At 58.3% G+C, this 19491-nt stretch carries 16 protein-coding genes; 11 read left to right on the top strand and 5 right to left on the bottom strand.

The window, feature by feature from the left end; all coding sequences use genetic code 11:
* Window positions 1-143: 143 nt before the first annotated feature.
* Both BLR44_RS25550 and BLR44_RS25545 read right to left on the bottom strand, forming a co-directional pair.
* Complete coding sequence (locus tag BLR44_RS25550; protein WP_089687668.1) at window positions 144-1235, bottom strand: PAS domain-containing sensor histidine kinase; 1092 nt, start codon at window positions 1233-1235, stop codon at window positions 144-146.
* A 155-nt stretch (window positions 1236-1390) separates the two neighbouring features.
* Window positions 1391-2236 carry an oxidoreductase gene (locus BLR44_RS25545; protein ID WP_089687664.1) on the bottom strand — a complete coding sequence of 282 codons (846 nt, stop codon included), beginning with the start codon at window positions 2234-2236 and terminating at the stop codon, window positions 1391-1393.
* Window positions 2237-2622: 386 nt separating this feature from the next.
* Between BLR44_RS25545 and BLR44_RS25540 the strand changes: the two genes are divergently transcribed.
* From BLR44_RS25540 to BLR44_RS25510, 7 genes are all read left to right on the top strand, one after another.
* Window positions 2623-3522, top strand: a complete 900-nt coding sequence (locus BLR44_RS25540; RefSeq protein ID WP_218127188.1) for an alpha/beta fold hydrolase — start codon at window positions 2623-2625, stop codon at window positions 3520-3522.
* 231 nt (window positions 3523-3753) lie between these two features.
* Complete coding sequence (locus BLR44_RS25535; protein ID WP_089687661.1) at window positions 3754-4791, top strand: sensor histidine kinase; 1038 nt, start codon at window positions 3754-3756, stop codon at window positions 4789-4791.
* A gap of 71 nt (window positions 4792-4862) precedes the next feature.
* On the top strand, window positions 4863-5594 hold the full coding sequence (locus BLR44_RS25530; RefSeq protein WP_317042813.1) for a LytR/AlgR family response regulator transcription factor: 732 nt from the start codon (window positions 4863-4865) through the stop codon (window positions 5592-5594).
* Window positions 5595-5721: 127 nt separating this feature from the next.
* A complete protein-coding gene (locus BLR44_RS25525) occupies window positions 5722-6303 on the top strand; it encodes a DUF7010 family protein (protein WP_089687657.1) in 582 nt (193 codons plus the stop codon).
* A 26-nt stretch (window positions 6304-6329) separates the two neighbouring features.
* Entirely contained in the window at window positions 6330-6725 is a 396-nt protein-coding gene (locus BLR44_RS25520) for a hypothetical protein (protein WP_089687744.1), read from the top strand.
* 84 nt (window positions 6726-6809) lie between these two features.
* Window positions 6810-7406, top strand: coding sequence for a TspO/MBR family protein (locus BLR44_RS25515; protein ID WP_089687654.1), 597 nt, complete (start codon window positions 6810-6812; stop codon window positions 7404-7406).
* Between the two features lie 146 nt (window positions 7407-7552).
* Entirely contained in the window at window positions 7553-10003 is a 2451-nt protein-coding gene (locus BLR44_RS25510; protein WP_089687651.1) for a DUF5060 domain-containing protein, read from the top strand.
* A gap of 84 nt (window positions 10004-10087) precedes the next feature.
* Here BLR44_RS25510 and BLR44_RS25505 read toward each other — a convergent pair whose 3' ends face one another.
* The 3 genes from BLR44_RS25505 to BLR44_RS25495 form a co-directional block, all read right to left on the bottom strand.
* Entirely contained in the window at window positions 10088-10405 is a 318-nt protein-coding gene (locus BLR44_RS25505) for a hypothetical protein (RefSeq protein WP_089687648.1), read from the bottom strand.
* Window positions 10406-10554: 149 nt separating this feature from the next.
* Window positions 10555-11184, bottom strand: coding sequence for a response regulator (locus tag BLR44_RS25500; RefSeq protein ID WP_089687644.1), 630 nt, complete (start codon window positions 11182-11184; stop codon window positions 10555-10557).
* Between the two features lie 158 nt (window positions 11185-11342).
* Window positions 11343-13070: a HAMP domain-containing protein gene (locus tag BLR44_RS25495; protein WP_089687641.1), complete on the bottom strand. Its 1728-nt coding sequence runs from the start codon at window positions 13068-13070 to the stop codon at window positions 11343-11345.
* A 143-nt stretch (window positions 13071-13213) separates the two neighbouring features.
* Between BLR44_RS25495 and BLR44_RS25490 the strand changes: the two genes are divergently transcribed.
* The 4 genes from BLR44_RS25490 to BLR44_RS25475 all read left to right on the top strand — a co-directional run bounded on the left by BLR44_RS25490 (window position 13214) and on the right by BLR44_RS25475 (window position 19472).
* Window positions 13214-13630 (top strand): EamA family transporter, encoded by a 417-nt coding sequence (locus BLR44_RS25490; protein WP_089687637.1) that lies wholly within the window; start codon window positions 13214-13216, stop codon window positions 13628-13630.
* Window positions 13631-13985: 355 nt separating this feature from the next.
* A complete protein-coding gene (locus tag BLR44_RS25485) occupies window positions 13986-18071 on the top strand; it encodes a response regulator (RefSeq protein WP_089687741.1) in 4086 nt (1361 codons plus the stop codon).
* Window positions 18061-18906 carry a CheR family methyltransferase gene (locus BLR44_RS25480; RefSeq protein WP_089687635.1) on the top strand — a complete coding sequence of 282 codons (846 nt, stop codon included), beginning with the start codon at window positions 18061-18063 and terminating at the stop codon, window positions 18904-18906. The genes BLR44_RS25485 and BLR44_RS25480 overlap by 11 nt, the downstream gene beginning before the upstream one ends.
* Window positions 18906-19472 carry a chemotaxis protein CheB gene (locus BLR44_RS25475; RefSeq protein WP_089687632.1) on the top strand — a complete coding sequence of 189 codons (567 nt, stop codon included), beginning with the start codon at window positions 18906-18908 and terminating at the stop codon, window positions 19470-19472. Before BLR44_RS25480 ends, BLR44_RS25475 begins: the two co-directional genes overlap by 1 nt.
* Window positions 19473-19491: the final 19 nt, after the last annotated feature.

Raw genomic sequence — 19491 nt, 5'->3', positions numbered from 1 at the left:
TAGCGCAGGGCGCGCAAGAGAAGGCAGAAGTGTGAGGTGTGACGTCTGAAATGCGAATTGACGACAAAAGGGTCGTCCTGCACCGCACGGTTAAGCCTTCAACCTTGAACTTTCAACTCATCACTCTAAATCTTCTCGGCGGATCATTCTTTCGGTAAGGTGATGTAGAACGTTGTGCCGACATTTTCCTGGCTCTCGAAGCGGATCGTGCCTCCATGCCAGGCCACGATGTTGTGAATGATCGACATGCCCAGTCCCGTTGAAGGCTCGCCTTTCAGGCCCCGGCGGCGGGCTTTCGGAAAGCGCTCGAAGAGGCCCTCCTGCATGTCGGCCGGGATGCCAATGCCGTTGTCGGCGACAGTGATCAGGACCTGATCCGGTTGCTCTTCGACCCGAAGGGTGATGATCCCCGCATCGTCGGTGAACTTGATGGCGTTCGAAAGCAGGTTGTTGATCACCTGCATAAACTTTACTTCGTCGAGGTGCAGAAAGACCGACTCTTGCTGCGCTTCCAGGCGAAACGTTTTGCCGATGTTTTTTTCCGAATGCTGGTACTGCTCCAGCACCTGCCGCAAACACTTGAGCAGATCGACACGCTCTTTGAGCAGATCCACCTCGACCGATTCGAGAAACTCGGTGGCGACGAAGTTGCGGATCAGGTCGATGCTGCGGGCGCTCGTCTCGGCAATCAGGCCCACCAGTCGGTCTACCTTTTCGTTGCCCAGGGCTTTGGTACGGTCGGTCAGCAACGCCGACAAGCTTTGGATCGTTGCCAGCGGATTGGCCAGGTCGTGCGACAGAATCTCCAGCACCGAATTCTTTTTAGCGGCGAATTTCCGCAGCTTCTCCGCATTCAATTTGAGCTTGGTGATGTCCTCGCCGATGGCGCTGATCACCGGCCCGTTTTCTCCGCTCAACAGGGTCGGTATCAGGCAGATCCAACGCTCATTTCCCTCCGTCGGCTGCACCCGAAACTCCAGCTCTTCGACCGACTTGCCTTGCAGTAGCTCTTCGAATTTTTCGTGGACAAAAGTGCGGTCGTCAGCGTGTACGCGCATCAACAGCGAGTCAGGAGTTTTGAGCGAAATGGCCCCATCGGCCTGCCAGATCCGCTCAAAAGCCGGGTTGGCGTACAGGAAGCTGCGGGTGCTGACTTCATAAGCAAAAATCAGGTAAGAGGTGTGTTCTGCCAGTCGCGAAAGCAACAAATGCTGCTGAGGTGCAGAGGTATGCATGAGAATCAAAAAAGTTTAGCCCACTGTTTTAACCGCTTAAGTTAACCCATTTTGCCAGAAATCATTTTCGTCCGAAACGCGGCCCGGGCGTCGGTAGGTATTAAAAAAGCACTGCTTGTGGGCAGTGCTTTCGGTTAGGGAAGGTCCCGGTTGGGTTAGTGGGTCACTTCTTCCGGAAAATCGGTCGGCTCGCCGAGGTGTGCAAAAGCGTCCAGTTCTTCGGACATGGCTTGCAGCTTGGCGCGGAACCGCTTGTAGGCCACGCTGCCGAGCGGCAGGTGCATCGGCGGGTTGTCCAGTTCGGTCAGGGCATACATGGCCTCGGCCGCCCGCACCGGATCACCCTTCTGCCTGCCACTCACGCCACTGATCGAGTCCAGGTTTTTCGCGGCCGAATCGGCGTAGTCGTCGATTTTCGAGGCGGTAAACGTGGCCGAGCGCCCCGCCCAGTCGGTACGGAAGGGGCCCGGCTCCACGTTGGTCACCCGGATGCCCAGCGGACGCACGTCGGCCGCCAATCCTTCGCCGATGCCCTCCAGCGCAAACTTGGAGCCGTTGTAGATGCCCACGCCCGGATAGCCCTGCAACCCGGCAATGGACGTGATGTTGAGGATGTGGCCCGACCGCTGCTGCCGCATGTGGGGCAGCACCGCACGGATCAGCCGCAACGCCCCGAACACGTTGACGTCGAACTGCCGAAAGGTCTCTTCTTCCGTTACTTCTTCCACACTGCCGAGCGACCCGTACCCCGCGTTGTTCACCAGCACGTCGATCCGCCCGTGCAGGTCGATGGCCTTCTGCACACCGGCCGCAACGGTTGCGTGGTCGGTGACGTCCATCAGCACCGCCGTGATGTTTTCCGACAAGGTTTCCAGTGATTCCTGATGCTCCGGTTTCCGCACCGTCCCGACGACTTTGTCGCCTTTGCCGGCCGCCAGTTTAGCGAGCTCGCGCCCGAAGCCTGTTGAGCAGCCCGTGATGAGCCATATTTTTTCAGCCATACTCTGATTCTTCTTTATCGATGATGTATTCATGGGTACGATCGGGCGCGCGATTGGTTGGGAGGGTTGAGAAGGTTGGAAGGTTACAGGTTGGAAAGTTTAGAAAGTTGAAAAGCTCAGAGTGCAGAGTTTAAAGTTTAAGGCTCAAAGTTTAAGGCTTAACGTGCGATAGTACAACGCCAGCCGTAAGAAGCTCCTTAACAGGATGACATCTTCATCATCACGTCACATTTCACAACTCACACTTCTGCCTTCTCCTGCGCTCTGCGCTTCGCCCCAAGCTCCCCGCACTACCGCTCCCTCAACGAAATGACCGCTCTCTCAAAATCACTTCGGATTGGGTGGGCGACGCCCTATTCTTGTGTCGAACCTAAACCACGAAGCTTATGAAACGCCTTCCCTACTTCCTTCTCTTGCTAGTGTGCTGCCTGACCAGTGCCTCTCTGCGGGCTGACCCGACGGCCTTTACGGTAGAAGTGACCGGTCAAGGACAACCGATGCTGCTCATTCCCGGCCTGTCGTCCGACGGCTCGGTCTGGGACGAAACGGTGGCGCACTACCGGGACCGTTACGAGTGCCATGTGCTGACGCTGGCCGGATTCGCCGGACAAGCGCCGCTGGCGCAACCCGATCCGTTTTTACCGACCGTCCGCGATGAGATCATTGCCTACATTCAGGAGCAGCACCTGGAAAAACCCATCATCGTAGGACACAGCCTCGGCGGTTTTCTGGCGCTTTCGTTGGGCATCGAAGCCCCCGACTTGGTCGGTCCTCTGGTAACGGTCGACGGCCTGCCGTTTCTCACGGCCATTCAGATGCCCGGTGCCACGGCCGAATCGGCGAAGCCCCTGGCCGAAAACATGCGCAAGGTGGATACCAACCAGATGCCCGAACAAGTCCGCCAGCAGATGGCCCTGTACCTGCGCACGATGATTTCCGACTCGGCGCGCATCCGGGAAGCCACCGAGTGGGGCGTGCAGTCAGACCCAACGACGATCGGGCAGGCGATGTACGAACTCTACACGACCGACCTGCGGGCCGACCTGCCCAAAATTAAGGTACCTACGCTGGCAATGGGCGCGTGGATCGGCTACAAAGACTACGGGGCCACCCGCGAAACGGTCCTCCCCGCCTACCAGGCGCAGTTCCAAAACCTGCCGCACGTGCAACTCGAACTGTTCGATACGGCTAAACACTTCATCATGTGGGACGATCCCGAAGGCTTCTTCCGGGTGCTGGATCAGTTTCTGACACCAGCGCGAGGGGGCGCGGTAGTGAATAAATGAATGAGAGAATTACTGAATGAGTGAATAGCGCAGCGCGCGCGGGGCGTAGGGCAGAGTGCAGGAGAAGGCAGAAGTGTGAGTTGCGAAGTGCGACGTGGAAAGAAGAAGGCATCCTGCACCACACGTTAAGCTTTCAACCTTGAACTTTCAACTCCTCACTCATCACTCTCAACTCCGAACTTTTCAACCTGTAACTTTCTAACTTGTCACCCCTCAACTTATAACCGACCCATGCGACTCACACGCCCGACCCTTTACTGGATCAGCCAGCTTGTCGGCTGGAGCCTTTACGGTGCCATCGGCCTGTTTTTCACGGCTGCCTTCAACGGCCTAACCCTCAAAATGGTCCTGTCGCAGGGCGTCATCACCGGCACCATGCTGCTGACTTCGCACCTCCTGCGGCACCTGCTGCGCCGGTGGGGATGGTTGCGGCTCCGGCCCGTTCCCCTGCTGGTACGCCTGCCTCCTCTCCTGCTGGGGCTGGCGGTGGCGAGTCTGGCGGTGATGGTGTTTGTGCTGGTAGCGGTGCTGCACCTCTACATCTGGTCGGACTACAATCTGTTTTCGCTGGGGGGCTACGCGCTGAGCACGTTCATGGTCTACTGCTGGTGGACGCTGTTGTACTTCATCATCCACGTGTTTGAAGACCGCCAGCGGCAGGAAGTGGAAAAGTGGAAGTTGCAGGCGGCGGTCAACGAGGCCGAACTGACGGCCCTCAAATCGCAGTTGAATCCGCATTTTGTCTTCAACAGCCTCAACAACATTCGGGCGCTGGTGTTGGAAGATCCCCACCGGGCACGCGAGATGATTACCCACCTGTCGACGCTGCTTCGGTACACGATTCAGTTCAACAACCAGGACCGGGTGCCGCTGAAGCGCGAACTGGAGGTGGTGCAGGATTACCTGACGCTGGAGTCGATCCACTACGAAAAGCGTCTGCGTTACCAGATTGAGGCCGATCCCGCCACGCTGGAAGTAGCCGTGCCGCCGATGACGGTGCAGTTGTTGGTCGAAAACGCCATCAAGCACGGCATTGCGAACCGACCGCAGGGCGGCGAAGTACGGGTACGGACGTTCCGGAGCGGACCGCTGCTCGAAATCGAGGTGCAAAATTCCGGACAACTGGAAAGCGCCAGCGCAGGTACCGGCATCGGTCTGCGCAACGCCGCCGAACGCCTGCGACTTCTGTTCGGCGAAATCACCGAATTTACGCTGGAAAACGGCTCACCCGACACCGTTGCCGCCCGATTTCGCATCCCGGTGGCTTAAGGTGTCCTTGTCGAATTGCTGAATTCTGCATTTTGAACTCATCACGCTAAACTCTCACGCTCCCTTCTTTCATGTCGATCAAAGCCCTCATCGTCGAAGATTCTCGCCTGGCCCGTCAGGAACTCCGCCACCTGCTGAAAGACCTCCCACAGGTCGAAGTCGTCGGCGAAGCGCAGGATGCCCCCGAGGCGCGGCAACTCGTCGCCTCGCTCCGGCCCGACCTGATGTTTCTCGACATCCAGCTTCCCGGCGAAGACGGCTTTGCGCTGCTGGAAAGCCTCGACTACGTGCCCGAAGTGATCTTCACCACCGCCTACGATGCCTACGCGCTGAAGGCCTTCGAGGTGAATGCGCTCGACTACCTACAGAAACCCATCCAGCCCGACCGGCTGGCGGCGGCCCTCACCAAACTTCCCGAAAAGCCCACGGAAACGGGGCCACCCGAGGTGCTCGGCCTGCACGACAAGGTGTTTGTGCGTGACGGCGACCGCTGCTGGTTTGTGCCGCTGGCCGACATCCGGCTCTTCGAGGTCGATAACAACTACACGCGCATCTACTTCGGGGAGCACCGCCCCATGATTCCGCGGACGCTCAACTACATGGAGACGCGCCTCGACAGCCGCACGTTTTTCCGCGCCAGCCGCAAGCACATCGTCAACATCCACTGGATCGACCGCATCGAGCCCTGGTTCAGCCACACGCTCAAACTCTACCTCCGTACCGAATCCGCCGCCACTCCCAGCGAAGCGATCGAAGTCTCGCGCCGCCAGAGTAGTCGCTTCCGCGACCTCATGAGTTTCTAGGTCACTCGAGTTGTGGGGCCTTCTCAGGAAAGGCGCCCTGTGCTCTTCGTTTTTACGAGGGGAGGCAACGCTTTTGCCCGACACGCTTTCTTCTTTTCACCTTGACTAACACACGTCATTTGTTCCCATGCCTATATTTAACCGAACGCTCGACGAGCACAAGCAAGATTTCAAGAACCGGAAATTTCTGGCCATGCCGCTGGCCGGGTTATTCGCCTGGCTGGTGGTGGGCATTGCCGGCCTGATGTTGCCGACAACCGTCATGGTCTGGGTCTTGTTCGGGATGACCGGCAGCATTGTGTACCTCGGCATGGCGATTTCGAAGTGGACGGGCGAAGATTTTAAGGACCGCACGCGACCGAAAAACGCACTTGACCAACTGTTTTTCCTGACCGTGGGGCAGGCCCTGTTGGTCTATGCGCTGGCCATTCCCTTCTTTCTTGTGGACCCGACGTCCCTGCCGCTGTCCGTCGGTATCCTGACCGGCCTGATGTGGCTGCCGCTCACCTGGATGATCGACCACTGGGTGGGCGCTTTCCATGCTGTGGCCCGGACGCTGGTCGTGCTTGTGCTGTGGTATGCATTTCCGGAACACCGCTTCGTGGCGATCCCGTTTGCCATTGTCTTGCTGTACGGGGTGACGATTTACGTCCTCCACAACCGGAAAATCGAATCCGGGAATCGTCCTGCGCCTCAACCGACTCACTAAATGTTCCGGCACGTCGCTCTATGACCATGAATTCCAAATTTTTAATGACCGCCAGCGCAGTTTTCTTAGGCAGTTTGGGCACAGTGGGGTCGTTTCTGGCCGATGATCTGGCGCGGTACCTGGGGAACGATACGCTCGCCGTGACGCTGCTGATGCAACTGGCCAGCGCCCTCTACCTGGGGTTCGGGATGCTGAACTGGATGGCAAAAAGTAAGCTGATCGGCGGCATCTACAGCCGCCCTGTGGCCCTCGGCAATTTCGCGCACTTTGCGGTGGGCGCGCTTGCGCTGGTCAAAGGCACCGTTACGCTTCAGACGCACCTCTCACTCTTTTTGCCCCTAACGATCCTCTACACCCTCTTCGCCGGGGCGTTTGCCTGGGTGCTGTTCACGTCCCCCCGGCAAACGAAACGTGCGGGCTAACCACCGGCTGGCGTGCCATAACCCCTATGAAATCGCTGCGTTTAAAGCATAGGCCTTTTTGCCAGATCCCTTACAAGTTATCGCATGACACTGACCACACAACTCCGTTCGCTCCTGAACGACATGCGCCCAGGCGCCTCAAAACCCACCGTCAAGTGGTGGCATGGTGCGCTTTTTCTCGGAGCCGTTTCCGTCATAGGACGCATTTCGACGGGTAGCATCAAAGACAATAAAGAACAAGACGAATTTTACGAGAAAGAAAAGACGCCACCGTGGTCGCCGCCTGCTTGGTTGTTCGGGGTGGCGTGGCCCCTCAACAACATTGCCCTGACCTGGGGTGGGTTGCGTCTGCTCAACGAAGGCAAAACCCTCAAGAACCGGAACGCCCTCCTGGCCTTGCAGGGGGTTCACTGGCTGATCTTCATGACGTTCGGGTGGGCTTATTTCCGGAAGAAGAGTCCGGTGCTGGCCCTGGCCTGGACGCAAGCCGATACGCTGGTGGCGCTGTCGAGCCTGACGCTGGCCTACCGCGACGATCGGAAATTGGCCTGGGCCTACCTGCCGCTGAGCCTCTGGACGTCGTTTGCCAGTTCGGTGGCGTGGTACCAGGCGCTCTACAACCCCGATCCGTACCTGGAAACCGAACCTTTGGCAGAAGAATTGCCGGAACTGGTCTCCTGACCGACCGCGCCTCGTGTCCTCTTCAAGCGACTGCTGACAAGCCGTCGCTTTTTTGTTTCCGTTTTTCCTGCGAAGCGGCCCATATTCTCTACTTTTAGGCAGGTTCCGCCGTAGAGAACCTCTTTTTTTGGATAAGAATTTCTGATATGAACCACCACTACCTTTTGGTATGCGTCTGGCTTCTGCTGACGACGAGTGCTCACGCCGTGGACATCACGGACGTAGCCTTTACCGCCACCACCGTGCCCGTCTTTGGACGCGCCGAGGCCACGTTTTCCCTCAGCACCTCTTACACAAACCCGTACGACCCCGACGAGGTGCAAGTCGACGCGCTCATCTCCACTCCATCGGGTGCTACGCTGACCATGCCCTGCTTTTACCACGTTCCGACCACGTTCAACGCAACCGGCGACGGCTGGAATGCCCCTGACGTGAATGCGGCCACCTGGCAGCTCCGCTTCACTCCGATGGAGGTGGGTGCCTATTCCGTTACGATCCAGGTCACCGAAGCCTCCGGCCTTGCGGGCACGTCGGCTCCGGTTACGCTAGACGCTACCGACGAAGGCGCAGCGCCGGGTTTTGTGCGGCTGGACGCCACCAACCCGCAATTTATGCGCTTCGACAACGGCGTTCCCTATTACCCCGTCGGGCTCAACGTTTCGTGGAACAGCGGCAACCTGGCCGGTTTTTACCACGACTATCTGGACCACTTCGCACCGGGCGAAATAACCTGGATGCGTTACTGGCTCGCCGGCTTCGCGCGACAGGCGATCGAATGGGGTCCGAACCACTGGTCTAACGTCTACGCAGGGCTGGGCCGCTACAGCCCGGAAGCGTCGGTGTTGCTCGATTCCGTCCTGAACCTGTGCGCCGAGAAGGGCATCTACCTGCAACTGGTGCTGCAACACCACGGGCAGGTCTCGACGAACGTCAACCCTAACTGGGACGAAAACCCCTACAACAGTGCCAACGGTGGCTACCTCAGCAATCCGGCTGATTTCTTTACCAACGCCGACGCCATCGCCCAGACGAAGAAGCTATACCGCTACATCGTGGCGCGGTGGGGCTACTCACCGAACATCCTCAGTTGGGAACTCTTTAACGAAGTGGAATACACCGATGGCACCGATGCCGCCATCGACGCATGGCACAACACGATGAGCACCTACCTGCACGATCTCGACCCGCACGGGCACCTGGTCAGCACCAGCACCGGACAAGACAACTCCACCATGCCGCTGTTGCAGGACAACGCCGCGCTCGATCAGGTACAGTACCACATTTACGCCAGCAACGTCGAACAGGTCATCTACAACCAGGGACGAAGTTTTATCGAGGAATTTGACAAGCCGGTGCTTTGTGGCGAGTTCGGTACAAACAACGACTACACCGGCACCAACCACCCCGACCGCTGGGGCGACCATGTCCGGAAAACGCAGTGGATCGGCGCCATGAGCGAAAACCCCAGCCTGTTCTGGTATTGGGATTACGTAGACCGGGCCGACTGGTACGGCCTGTTCGCGCCGCTGTCGTCGTACTGGCAGGGCGAAGACGTGGTGATGCATACCGGCGGACAGGCCCAGCAATTCGGGTTTACGCAGGCTGCCAACGCCACCACGACCCTGACGCTGGTACCCGGCAACGCCAACTGGGATGGCTACAACGACCCGAATCCGTTCGTGATCGACGTACAGGCCGACGGCAGCACCAACCCTCTGGCGGGGTTCAGCTCCTACCTGCAAGGCTCCTGGCGCGCCGACCGCAACCGGGAAGTACAGATTCAGATTACGCTGCAAGACACCAGCACACTGCAGTTGGTGGTGGCCGAAGTGTCGGCTTCCGGGAGTAAGATCATCGACGTGTACGACGGAAACAACCTGCTCACCTCCTGGACCATGACGGCGGGCGGCACTTATGCGTTGCCGGGCCTTACGGCGGGCACACACACGTTTCGCCTCTACAACCGCGGCGAAGACTGGATCAACCTCGCGTCGCTCCGATTCACCAACGTGGCCATCAACCAGGCCCGCGCCTACGGCTACCAGGGGCCGGAGCATGCGTACGGGTACGTCACCGACCAATCGTACGGCGAATGGGCCGATCCGGCAACCGTCGCGCCGCTCGCCGGGGTGAAGATTCGGCTGGCGGGGATGACGCCTTTTCAAGACTACGTGGGCGACTTTTACGATCCCAAAACCGGTCAGGCTATGGGGTCCGCGCCGGTGGCGTTGGTAGAAGGCAGTACCGACCTCGAACTGGCGTTGCCTCCTTTTGTGAAGGACGTGGCGTTCAAGGTCCATCCGGGAACGACCTCCCGTGCGGACGATGCCGCCCCGGAAGACCGCCAGCGCCTGCGTCTCTATCCCAACCCGGCGACGCAAAGCACGGTACGGGTACGCTTCTCGTCCGAAGCCTCCGGTTTGGTTGCACTCGAGGTGTTCACACCGGTCGGCACACGCATTTTTGCTACGCCGGTGGGAGTGCAAACCGGACAAAACGAAGTATCGCTGGAGGTGGCTACATGGCCGGTCGGATTGTACTTTGTCCGCATCGGCGACGGCGCGAAAGCCCTAACCGGCAAGCTCCTGAAGCAGTAGTTGCTTCCCCCTCAAACACAAAAAACCTCCTGGGCAACGGAGATTCCCCAGGAGGTCATTCATTCACTTATGTATACTAGTTGACTAGTCTTTTTTACGCCAAGGCTTGTAGTTCTTGGCACGAGGTCCTTTGAGCTGTGTACGTTCGCTGCCGGTCGTGACGACCGTCCCGTAGCGAGCGGTGCGCGCCTCATCTTGGGCAGGGCTGTAGTTTTTGGCCGCGGGGCCTTTCAACTCTGCCCGGGTTTCGCCCGTCGAGTACACTTCGGTTCCTCCGGTGTAGTTTTTGTCGTATCGGTAATTCTTGGCTTTAGGCCCTTTCAACTCAGTCCGTTTCTCCTGGGCCATCGCCACACTGCTTATCATACCTAAGCCTACGAGCAAAATGGCAATGCGTTTCATATCGGTAAATTTGAGTGATCAATTCGTTACTCAAACTTACGGGCCTTACGCGCGGAGTTTTCTCTCGAAAAAATGGTATTTTTTAACGAGGATAAATACAGAGCGTACCCTCCGTATTTATACGGATGAAATTGCAAAAAATCAGGAAGCTAAATCAACTTGAGTTGGGCCGCTTTTTTGATCAGTTCGGCGGTGTTACGCACGTCCAGTTTCTTCATAATATTGACGCGGTGCGTCTCTACCGTGCGGGTACTGACGCTCAGTTCGTCCGCAATTTCCTTGGTAATTTTTCCCTCGGCTACGCGCTGCAACACTTCCTGTTCGCGTTGCGATAGCTTCTTCACCTGACTTCCCTGCACGGCCATGTTCTGGATCATCAACTCCGAGATGTAGGCATTAAAGTACTTTTTCCCGGTGAAGACCGTATGAATGGCCTGCTTGAGTTCGGCCTCGTCAGCATTTTTCAGGAGGTATCCGTACGCGCCGTTGCGCACCGCCTGCACCACATACTGCCCTTCGTCGTGCATGGTCAGGGCAATGCACTTTACCTGCGGATGGCGCTTGCGCAAAAGCTTGATCACGTCCAGCCCGTGCCGCTCCGGCAGGCCGAGGTCGATCAGCGCGACGTGTGGTTCGCGTAGGGCAATGATGTGCAATGCCTCTTCGCCGGTAGCGGCCTCTCCCACCACATCAATGTCTTCGTCGCGAGCCAGCAAGGCCAGTACCCCGTCCCGAAAAAGCTGGTGATCGTCGGCAATCACAACCTTGATGAATCCCATAGCATGAACGCGTTTTAGAGTTAGGGGTGGAAAGCTCAACGGTGAAGGCTTAACGTGCGGTGCAGGATGCCTTCTTCTTTCCACTTCGCACTTCGCACTTCGCATCTCAGACGTCACACCTCGCACGTTACGTTCTGCCCACTACGCCACCCGCCCGCTTACAGTGGTAGTTCGATTTCGAGGAGCGTGCCCGAGGCATCCGATTCCAGGACAAACATACCGTCCAGCAGCAAAACTCGCTCGCGCATGTTGCGCAATCCCAGCCCGCTGTACTCCCGGCGCGTGTCAAAACCGACGCCGTTGTCCCGGTAATAGAAGCTGATGCGGTCTTCGAACGTGGTGATCGACAGGCGAATTTCAGCGGCCTGCGCGTGACGGATGCCGTTGTGCAGGGCTTCCTGGGCAATGCGGTAGAGCGCCGTGCCCACCTCAGCCGGGATGACGACGCCCTCTTCCACCGAATTGACGTACCGGAGCTGTGTACTGGTGATGCCCTGCATTTGCGTAACCAGATTCTGCACGGCCTCGCCCACGCCAAAATCGCGCAACACGCTGGGCATCAGGTTATACGACATGCGTCGCACTTCCTGGATGGTCTCGTCGAGTTGGGTTTTCAGAACCTCCTTTTCCGGAGACGTCAGGGGGAGCGCCTGGATGCGCATTTTCAGGCTGGTCAGCAGCGGTCCCAGGCCGTCGTGCAACTCTTTGGCCAGCCGCGCCCGTTCGGTCTCCACGCCTCGCAACAGGCTGCGCTGGTTTTCCCGTCGGAAGGCCTGCTCTTTTTCCTGATACGCTTTTAGTTGATCGCGCATCCGCAAAAGCGCCTGCCCCAGTGCATCCTCCTGACTGGCCAGGGGGTAATCGGCCTCAAAATCGCCCGCGCCAATCTGGTCGGCATAGGCAATGGTCTGTTTGAGTGCGCCCACCAGCCGCGCCAGCGCGGCATGCATGCGGCCCAGTTCGTCGGTGCTGGCAGCCGGGGGCACTTCGGGCGACAAATCGCCCTTCGACATGGTGTTCAGTACTTTTTCCATCAATACGATGGGTTGTGTCACCACCCGCGATAGTAGCGAAGTGACGACCACCGTCAGGAACAAGACCGCTCCGGCCAGCAGCCAGAGGCGGGTGCGCAGGCGGTGGAGCGGCTCCAAGGCTTCGCGCTCGTCGATCTCCGACAAAATGGCCCAATGCAACCCGTTGATTTCCAAAGGTTCGTAGGCACTAAACACCGGCACGTCGCGGTAGTCGTGGGTTTGCACGTGTCCGGCGTTTCCGGCCAGCGCCGCCATAGCCCCTTCGGTCGCAACACGCAGGTGGGTCGGATTGGTCTGAGGAAAGAACCGCGACTGCGACCGCAAGGTGGTATCCTGCCCCACCAGGTATGACTCGCCCGTTTCGCCCATGCCCGTCCGTTCGAACAGAATCTCCTGCACCGCATCGAGCGTCAGGCCCACCCACCGCTCCTGCTGCCCGTCGACAGGCAGTTGAAACGCGAACGTCATCCGGCCGGTCGGGTGCGCAGGCGTCAGGTCGTGGATGGTCCCCGCGTTGCGTCGCAACGGTGGCAAGTGCACGGGCGCAGTCAACGACGGTATGTGCAGCGTAAGCGGCGGCCCCTGTCGCACCACAAGCGTATCGAACAGCACCGCCGCCGCCTTGGGCACGGTTCCGGTCTGGTTTAACTCCGCCTGAGTTTCGGACAAGAGTCGCTCGATCTGCACCTTTTTGAGTTGCAGGATCGACGAAAGTTGCAGCAGTACCCGCTCGTTCAGGGCCAGTTGAAATTGCTGAAAGAACAGCAGAGAAAGCAGGCCAATCAGGCTCAGGTTGAGCACCACCACCACGATGGCCAGCTTGGTGCCGATTTGCAGGTTTCGGTAACGCACACATCGAAGGTAAGGGTTCTGGGAAAATTCCACAGAACCGGTTGGGAAAAGCGCGCGTCCCCCGCTCCCTCAACCAACGTCCTGCCTGCTGCGTACAGCTACGTGCCGGTTTTCCTCAACACGGTTCCTTAAACTTCTTTACTATGACGTGGTGGGCGTACGCACTTCTTTCGGCCCTGTTTGCAGCCCTGACCGCCGTGCTGGCCAAAGTCGGCATTCGTGGCGTGGACTCTGACCTGGCGACGGCCGTTCGGACCGTGGTGATCCTGGCGGTTGCCTGGGGGTTGGTCTGGTACCGGGGGGCCCTGGCAGGGTTGCCTCAGCTATCCTGGCAGAACTGGACGTTTCTCCTCTTGTCGGGCGTGGCCACGGGACTTTCCTGGATCTTCTATTTTAAAGCGTTGCAAATCGGTCGGGTGTCGCTCGTCGCACCAGTCGACAAACTCAGTGTGGCGCTTGCCATTCTCCTCTCGGTGGTCTTTCTGGGCGAGCCGCTTTCGCTCAAAACCGCGCTGGGGGCGGCCCTGATCATCGGCGGAACCCTAGTCCTTATTATATAGCGTGAAAGATTAGGCGTTCAGAGTTATGAGTTTAGAGTTCAGAGTTCAGAGCTTAAAGTTGCGCTAGGCGGCGGCGCGGGCGTTTGAGGCGATGAGTTCAAGGCGGCACCTCAAATGCCCGTGCCGGGTGACCTCTTCTTTCTACTTCGCACGTCAAACGTCACAAGTCAAACCTCGCACCTCGCACTTCACACCTCACACTTCGCCCACGGCCCACTGTTCCCTCTGCCCTACCAGCCGCTTCATGCAATTGCCACTTCTGACTGCATGTTCCACCATTTCGCGCTAACTTCGTCGGCACGATACATCCTTGCCGGAGCCGCTTCGTCTCCGGACTTTTTACGCCGTTGGCTTCATGAATTTTCTAAAAAATCTAAAAATCCGGGAGAAGCTGGTTCTTCTCATTGCCTGCTTACTCATTCCTCTGTTGGTGTTTGTCTTGTCGACCATCCAAAACGAGATCACCGAAAATAAAAAGCTGCAGGAAGAGTACGTGCAACTGGCGGAGTCGGAAAAAATTTCCACCCTGATTCACGCGTTTCAGAACGAAACCGCCTTTGCCTTCATTGCGGCCGAGACCGATGCCGACTCGAGCCTGGCCCAGGCACAGACCCAACGCAACGCGACCGACATTGCCGGGCAGGCCCTGCAAACGTTTCTGGACAGCACGGGGCGCTCGCTCGCATCGCTGGCGCTGCTGAACGACCTGCACGCCTATCGACGGGATCTGGACCGCAAAACGCTGGACACCAACGCGTTTCGGCGCTATGCCTCTGACGTCACGTACAGCTTTCTGGACCGGATGGACGCCAACGCCTCCGACATCGGCAACCTGGAAATCGGGCGGCAGCTTTCCAGTTTTCGGGATCTGACCGACGCCAAAGTACAACTGGGGCGCATCCGCAGTCTGCTGATGCGCACGCTCCCGGCTGGTCAGTTTTCGCATACCTCTTTCGCGCGTTTCAGCACGTACCACGGCTTTTTCGAACAGTCGTTACGCGATTTTCAGCGCTACGCCAGCCCCGCCGACGTCGCCGACCTGACCGCCCTCACCGACTCGCAGCGCTACAAGTCGATTGCGCAGTTGTTTCTCACCCTGAATACCAATCCGCAACTCGACCTTTCCACGCTTGCCCCCTCGCAGGTCAACGAACAACTCGCGGCCGGAATCGACGGCTTCCGGCAGATAGAGGGGCAGATGATCCAGCGCATCAAAGACCAGGTCGATGCCGAAATCAACCAGAAAAGGGTCAACCTGATTTTGCTGGCCACCGTGCTTTTGGGCGTGCTGGGCCTTACGGGGCTGTTGTCGCTCTACCTCATCAACCTGATTGCCAACTCGTTGTACCAGTTGAAAAATGCAGCGGATCGTATCCGCATGGGTGCGACCGACGTGACGCTGCGCGTGACGGGGACAGACGAAATCGGGCAGGTGGCCGACTCGTTCCGGGGCGTGATGCAGAAAAACAAGGCGCTCTCGCAAGTTGCGCAGGCCATCGGCGAAGGCCACTATGCTGTGGAAGTCGACGTGCAGAGCGACGAAGATGTGCTGAGCCACGCCCTGCGGGAGATGCGGGACAAACTGCACCAGTTTTCGCTGGACAACACCCACCGAAACTGGACCCTGACGGGCATCTCTGACCTCAACAACCTGATTACCACCGAAACCACGCTGGAGTCCGTTACCAGCCAGGCGGTCAAATTCCTGTGCGAATACACCGCTTCCGAAGCCGGCCTGGTGTACCTGCACCACGACGACGGGCAACTCACCCCGGCGGCCGCTTACGGCATCAACTACCGCCCCGACGAGCTGCCCGCGTTCCGAGTGGGCGTCGGCAAGGTCGGTCAGGCCGCCAGCGAACAGCGTGTCAAAGTGCTGGAAGACGTGGAAGATGCTCATCTGAAAATCAGTACCGGACTGGCCGACCTTGATCCGGGCCACCTCATCATCCTGCCGCTCCATTTCTCCGACACCGTGGTCGGGGTGCTGGAACTCTGCGCACGCCGCCCCTACACGCCGGTGCAGCAGCGTTTTCTGGAAACCGCCAGCGAGCGGATGGCCGTAGTGCTGCATACCCTGAAGAGCCATTTGCAAACGCAGGAGCTGCTGTACGAAACGCAGAACCAGGCCGAGGAGCTGGAAACCCAACAGGAAGAGCTGCGCCAGTTGAACGCCGAACTGAAAGCTTCGGAAGAGGAGCTGCGCGTCAACCAGGAAGAGTTGCAGGAGAAAAACGCCGAGCTGGAAGAAAAGGCCCAGTTGCTCGACGAGCAGTTTGAAGCACTGCAGAACAAAAACAAAGCCCTGGAAGACGCCCGCGCCGCCATCGAGCTGAAAATCCAGCAGGTGGAAACCGTGAGTCAGTACAAGAGCGACTTCCTGGCCAACATGTCGCACGAGTTGCGTACGCCCCTCAACAGCATCCTGATCTTGTCGCGTCTGCTGGCAGACAACAACGAGAAGAACCTGAGCAGCAAACAGATCGACCACGCGCAGATCATCCACAAATCGGGCAACGACCTGCTCAAGCTCATCAACGAAATCCTCGACCTTTCGAAGATCGAGTCGGGCATGATCCGCCTGGAACTGGCCGAAATTCCGCTCGATGCCATCCGCATGGAACCTTATTTCCGCGAAATGGCCGCCCGCAAAAACATCCGCTTCCACGAGCACAGCACCCCCGACGGCGTCGCGACGATCACGACCGACCGCTTCCGACTGGAGCAGATCCTGAAAAACTTCATTGGCAACGCCATCAAATTTACCGACGAAGGCGGCGAGGTCGAGCTCAGCATCCATCCGGTGCGGCAGCGCCCCGCGTTCCGTTCCGAACAACTGCAGGCGGCCGCCGACGTCATCGCCTTTTCGGTGCGCGACTCCGGCATCGGCATTCCGAAGGAAAAACAGAACCTGGTGTTCGAAGCCTTCCAGCAGGCCGACTCGTCGACCACACGCAAATACGGCGGCACCGGCCTGGGGCTGACCATCAACAAAGAGCTGGCGGCCCTGTTGGGCGGCGAACTGGCCCTGGAGAGCGAACCGGGCGTCGGTAGTACGTTCACGTTGTACCTGCCCCGCATCCCCGCGACTACCGACGCCGCGCCGGCGGAACAGCCCGCTGCCCCTCGGCCGGTTGCCCCGGCAGCCAAACCCCTTCCCCCGCCCTCGGTGGCCCCCGTGCCCACCGATCCGGTTCCGGTGCTGGCCAAGGCGGCAGGCGTGCAACAGGTATTCGATACGCTGCAAACCCAGGAGAACGACAAAAAGCAGATTTCGGTCCTGATCATTGAAGACGACAAAGGCTTCAGCGACATTCTGGCCGACTTTGCCCGCGCCAAGAACTTCAAGGTGGCGCAGGCACACACCGGTACGGAGGGACTTACCCTGGCCCGGGCCGAGAAACCGGACGCCATTCTGCTCGACATTCACCTGCCGGACACTACCGGCTGGGAGGTGCTGCAACAGATCCGCCAGGACCCGGACCTGCGCTACGCCAGCGTCCACGTGATGTCGGCATACGACAAAGAAGTGACCGGCGATTTTCACGAGCACGAGGAATACCTGCCCAAGCCGGTCACGCTCGAAATGCTCAACAAAGCCTTTGCGACCATCGCCGACGTGACCGACCGCTCGATCGAGACCATCCTGATTGTGGAAGACAACGAGGTGGAGAACCAGGCCATCGCCGAACTGCTGCGCGCACACGGCCTGAAATCGGTGTCGGCCTTCTCGGCCGAGGCGGCCGAAAAAACCCTGGCCAAGCGGAAGATCGACTGCGTGATTCTGGACCTGAACCTGCCCGGCATGAAAGGGTACGAGTGGATGCAGCGCCTGCGGGCCAACCGGGACTGGAGCGACCTGCCGATCATCATCTACTCCGGCAAAGACCTGAGCGAGGAAGAAGAAACCCGCCTGAAAGAGTTCGCCAACACGATCATCATCAAAAACGAATACTCGTACCTGCGCCTGCTCGACGAAGTGCAGCTGTTCCTGCACAAGGTGAACCAGAAACTGCCCCTGGGCAACGCCTTTCAGATGAAACTGCACGTACCCGAGGAAGTGCTGCAACACCGCAAGGTGCTGGTGGTGGACGACGACGTGCGCAACGTCTACTCGCTCAGCAGCCTGCTGGAACTGCACGGCATGGAAGTGCAGGTGGCCTACGACGGACAGGAAGCCCTGCAAAAACTGGAAGCCGAGCACGACATCGACGTGGTGTTGATGGACGTGATGATGCCCGAAATGGACGGCATTGAAGCCACCAAACAAATTCGGCAGCATCTACGTTTGAAACATCTACCGATCATTGCACTTACGGCCAAAGCCATGAAAGAAGACCGCGAGAAGTGCCTCCGGGCAGGCGCTTCCGATTACATTTCCAAACCGGTGGATACCGATAAATTGTTGACGTTGTTACGCGTGTGGTTGTATGAGGGGTGAACACGAGGCCCGTTTTGAACAGGAAGTGTTCGAACAGGAGGTAGAAGCGTTGATTTTTGACATATACCAACAGTACGGTTACGATTTCCGGGGCTACGCCCGCGCGTCGATCTACCGGCGCGTGCGACGCTTTCTGTCCAATCAGCCCATTGCCAGCGTCGACCTGTTGCGGCAGCAGGTCTACCACGACCCTTATTTTTTCGAGCGGTTTTTACAGGAAATCACCGTCAACGTCACGGAGATGTTTCGCGATCCGTCGTTTTTCCGGGCGTTGCGGACCGACGTGCTACCCATTCTGTCGACGTACCCGTTCATCAAGATCTGGGACGCCGGGTGCTCAAGCGGCGAAGAACTTTTCTCGCTCGCCATCCTCCTGCACGAAGCGGGCCTGCTCAACCGTACCAAAATTTACGCCACCGACATCAACCAGAAGGTGCTCCGGCAGGCGAAAGAAGGCATTTTTCCGGCCTCGCAAATCGCCGCTTATACGTCGGGCTACTATGCGGCCGGGGGCAAACAGGAGTTCTCCAGCTATTACGTGAGTAACTACGGGAGTATAAAATTTCACTCGTACTTACTTACCAATGTGGTCTTTTACCCCCACAACCTGGCTACCGACTCTTCGTTCAATGAATTCCACCTCATTTTGTGCCGCAACGTGTTGATCTACTTTTCCCGCCCCCTGCAGGAACGCGTCTTTCGGCTGTTCGACGAAAGTCTGGTCGACCTGGGGTACCTGGGCCTGGGCAAGAAAGAAACGCTGGCCCTGTCCGACATTCAACGCCATTATTCACCGGTCGATAAAGAAAACCGCATTTACCGAAAAGCAGGCTGATGGTGGAAGTACCCAAACTGATTGTGATCGGTGGCTCGTGGGGCGGCATTCAGGCCTCGCTGTCCATTCTGGAAGAACTCCCCGCCGCCTACCCGATCCCGATTGTGCTGGTTTTGCACCGCCTGCGTAACGCCGAAAGCGACCTGCAGTACCTGTTTCAGAAAAAGCTGACCCTGCGCGTCAAAGAGGTCGACGAAAAAGAGAGCATCGAAGCGGGCATGGTGTACCTGGCGCCAGCCAACTACCACGTGCTGATTGAGCGCGACCGCACGTTTGCACTCGACGTGTCGGAACTAGAGAATTACTCGCGCCCCTCCATCGACGTGACCTTTACCAGTGCGGCCGAAACGTTCGGCGCCGAAGCGACCGGTATTCTGCTCAGCGGCGCCAGCCGGGACGGCAGTGCAGGGTTGAAAGACATCTGGACCCAGGGCGGCATGGCACTGGTACAAAACCCTGACGAAGCCGAGGTCAAAACCATGCCGATGGCGGCGATTAGCCTTATTCCGGACTGCCTGGTACAAAATGTCGCCCAGATTCACTCGTTTTTGCTTTCCTTTGCATGACACGCCGTTCACTTCGCAT

The organism is Catalinimonas alkaloidigena (genome assembly GCF_900100765.1).
Classification (GTDB): domain Bacteria; phylum Bacteroidota; class Bacteroidia; order Cytophagales; family Flexibacteraceae; genus Mooreia; species Mooreia alkaloidigena.
The sequence above is the reverse complement of the archived record's forward strand: the minus strand, read 5'-3'. Positions and strand labels throughout refer to the sequence as shown.

What these genes read in the sequence shown, in the direction of transcription:
- BLR44_RS25490 (WP_089687637.1), top strand. Translation starts at nt 13,214, where the DNA reads ATGACGTGGTGGGCGTACGCACTTCTTTCGGCCCTGTTTGCAGCCCTG.
- BLR44_RS25530 (WP_317042813.1), top strand. Translation starts at nt 4,863, where the DNA reads ATGTCGATCAAAGCCCTCATCGTCGAAGATTCTCGCCTGGCCCGTCAG.
- BLR44_RS25525 (WP_089687657.1), top strand. Translation starts at nt 5,722, where the DNA reads ATGCCTATATTTAACCGAACGCTCGACGAGCACAAGCAAGATTTCAAG.
- BLR44_RS25545 (WP_089687664.1), bottom strand. Translation starts at nt 2,236, where the DNA reads ATGGCTGAAAAAATATGGCTCATCACGGGCTGCTCAACAGGCTTCGGG.
- BLR44_RS25480 (WP_089687635.1), top strand. Translation starts at nt 18,061, where the DNA reads ATGAGGGGTGAACACGAGGCCCGTTTTGAACAGGAAGTGTTCGAACAG.
- BLR44_RS25475 (WP_089687632.1), top strand. Translation starts at nt 18,906, where the DNA reads ATGGTGGAAGTACCCAAACTGATTGTGATCGGTGGCTCGTGGGGCGGC.
- BLR44_RS25485 (WP_089687741.1), top strand. Translation starts at nt 13,986, where the DNA reads ATGAATTTTCTAAAAAATCTAAAAATCCGGGAGAAGCTGGTTCTTCTC.
- BLR44_RS25505 (WP_089687648.1), bottom strand. Translation starts at nt 10,405, where the DNA reads ATGAAACGCATTGCCATTTTGCTCGTAGGCTTAGGTATGATAAGCAGT.
- BLR44_RS25520 (WP_089687744.1), top strand. Translation starts at nt 6,330, where the DNA reads ATGAATTCCAAATTTTTAATGACCGCCAGCGCAGTTTTCTTAGGCAGT.
- BLR44_RS25500 (WP_089687644.1), bottom strand. Translation starts at nt 11,184, where the DNA reads ATGGGATTCATCAAGGTTGTGATTGCCGACGATCACCAGCTTTTTCGG.
- BLR44_RS25550 (WP_089687668.1), bottom strand. Translation starts at nt 1,235, where the DNA reads ATGCATACCTCTGCACCTCAGCAGCATTTGTTGCTTTCGCGACTGGCA.
- BLR44_RS25540 (WP_218127188.1), top strand. Translation starts at nt 2,623, where the DNA reads ATGAAACGCCTTCCCTACTTCCTTCTCTTGCTAGTGTGCTGCCTGACC.
- BLR44_RS25515 (WP_089687654.1), top strand. Translation starts at nt 6,810, where the DNA reads ATGACACTGACCACACAACTCCGTTCGCTCCTGAACGACATGCGCCCA.
- BLR44_RS25510 (WP_089687651.1), top strand. Translation starts at nt 7,553, where the DNA reads ATGAACCACCACTACCTTTTGGTATGCGTCTGGCTTCTGCTGACGACG.
- BLR44_RS25535 (WP_089687661.1), top strand. Translation starts at nt 3,754, where the DNA reads ATGCGACTCACACGCCCGACCCTTTACTGGATCAGCCAGCTTGTCGGC.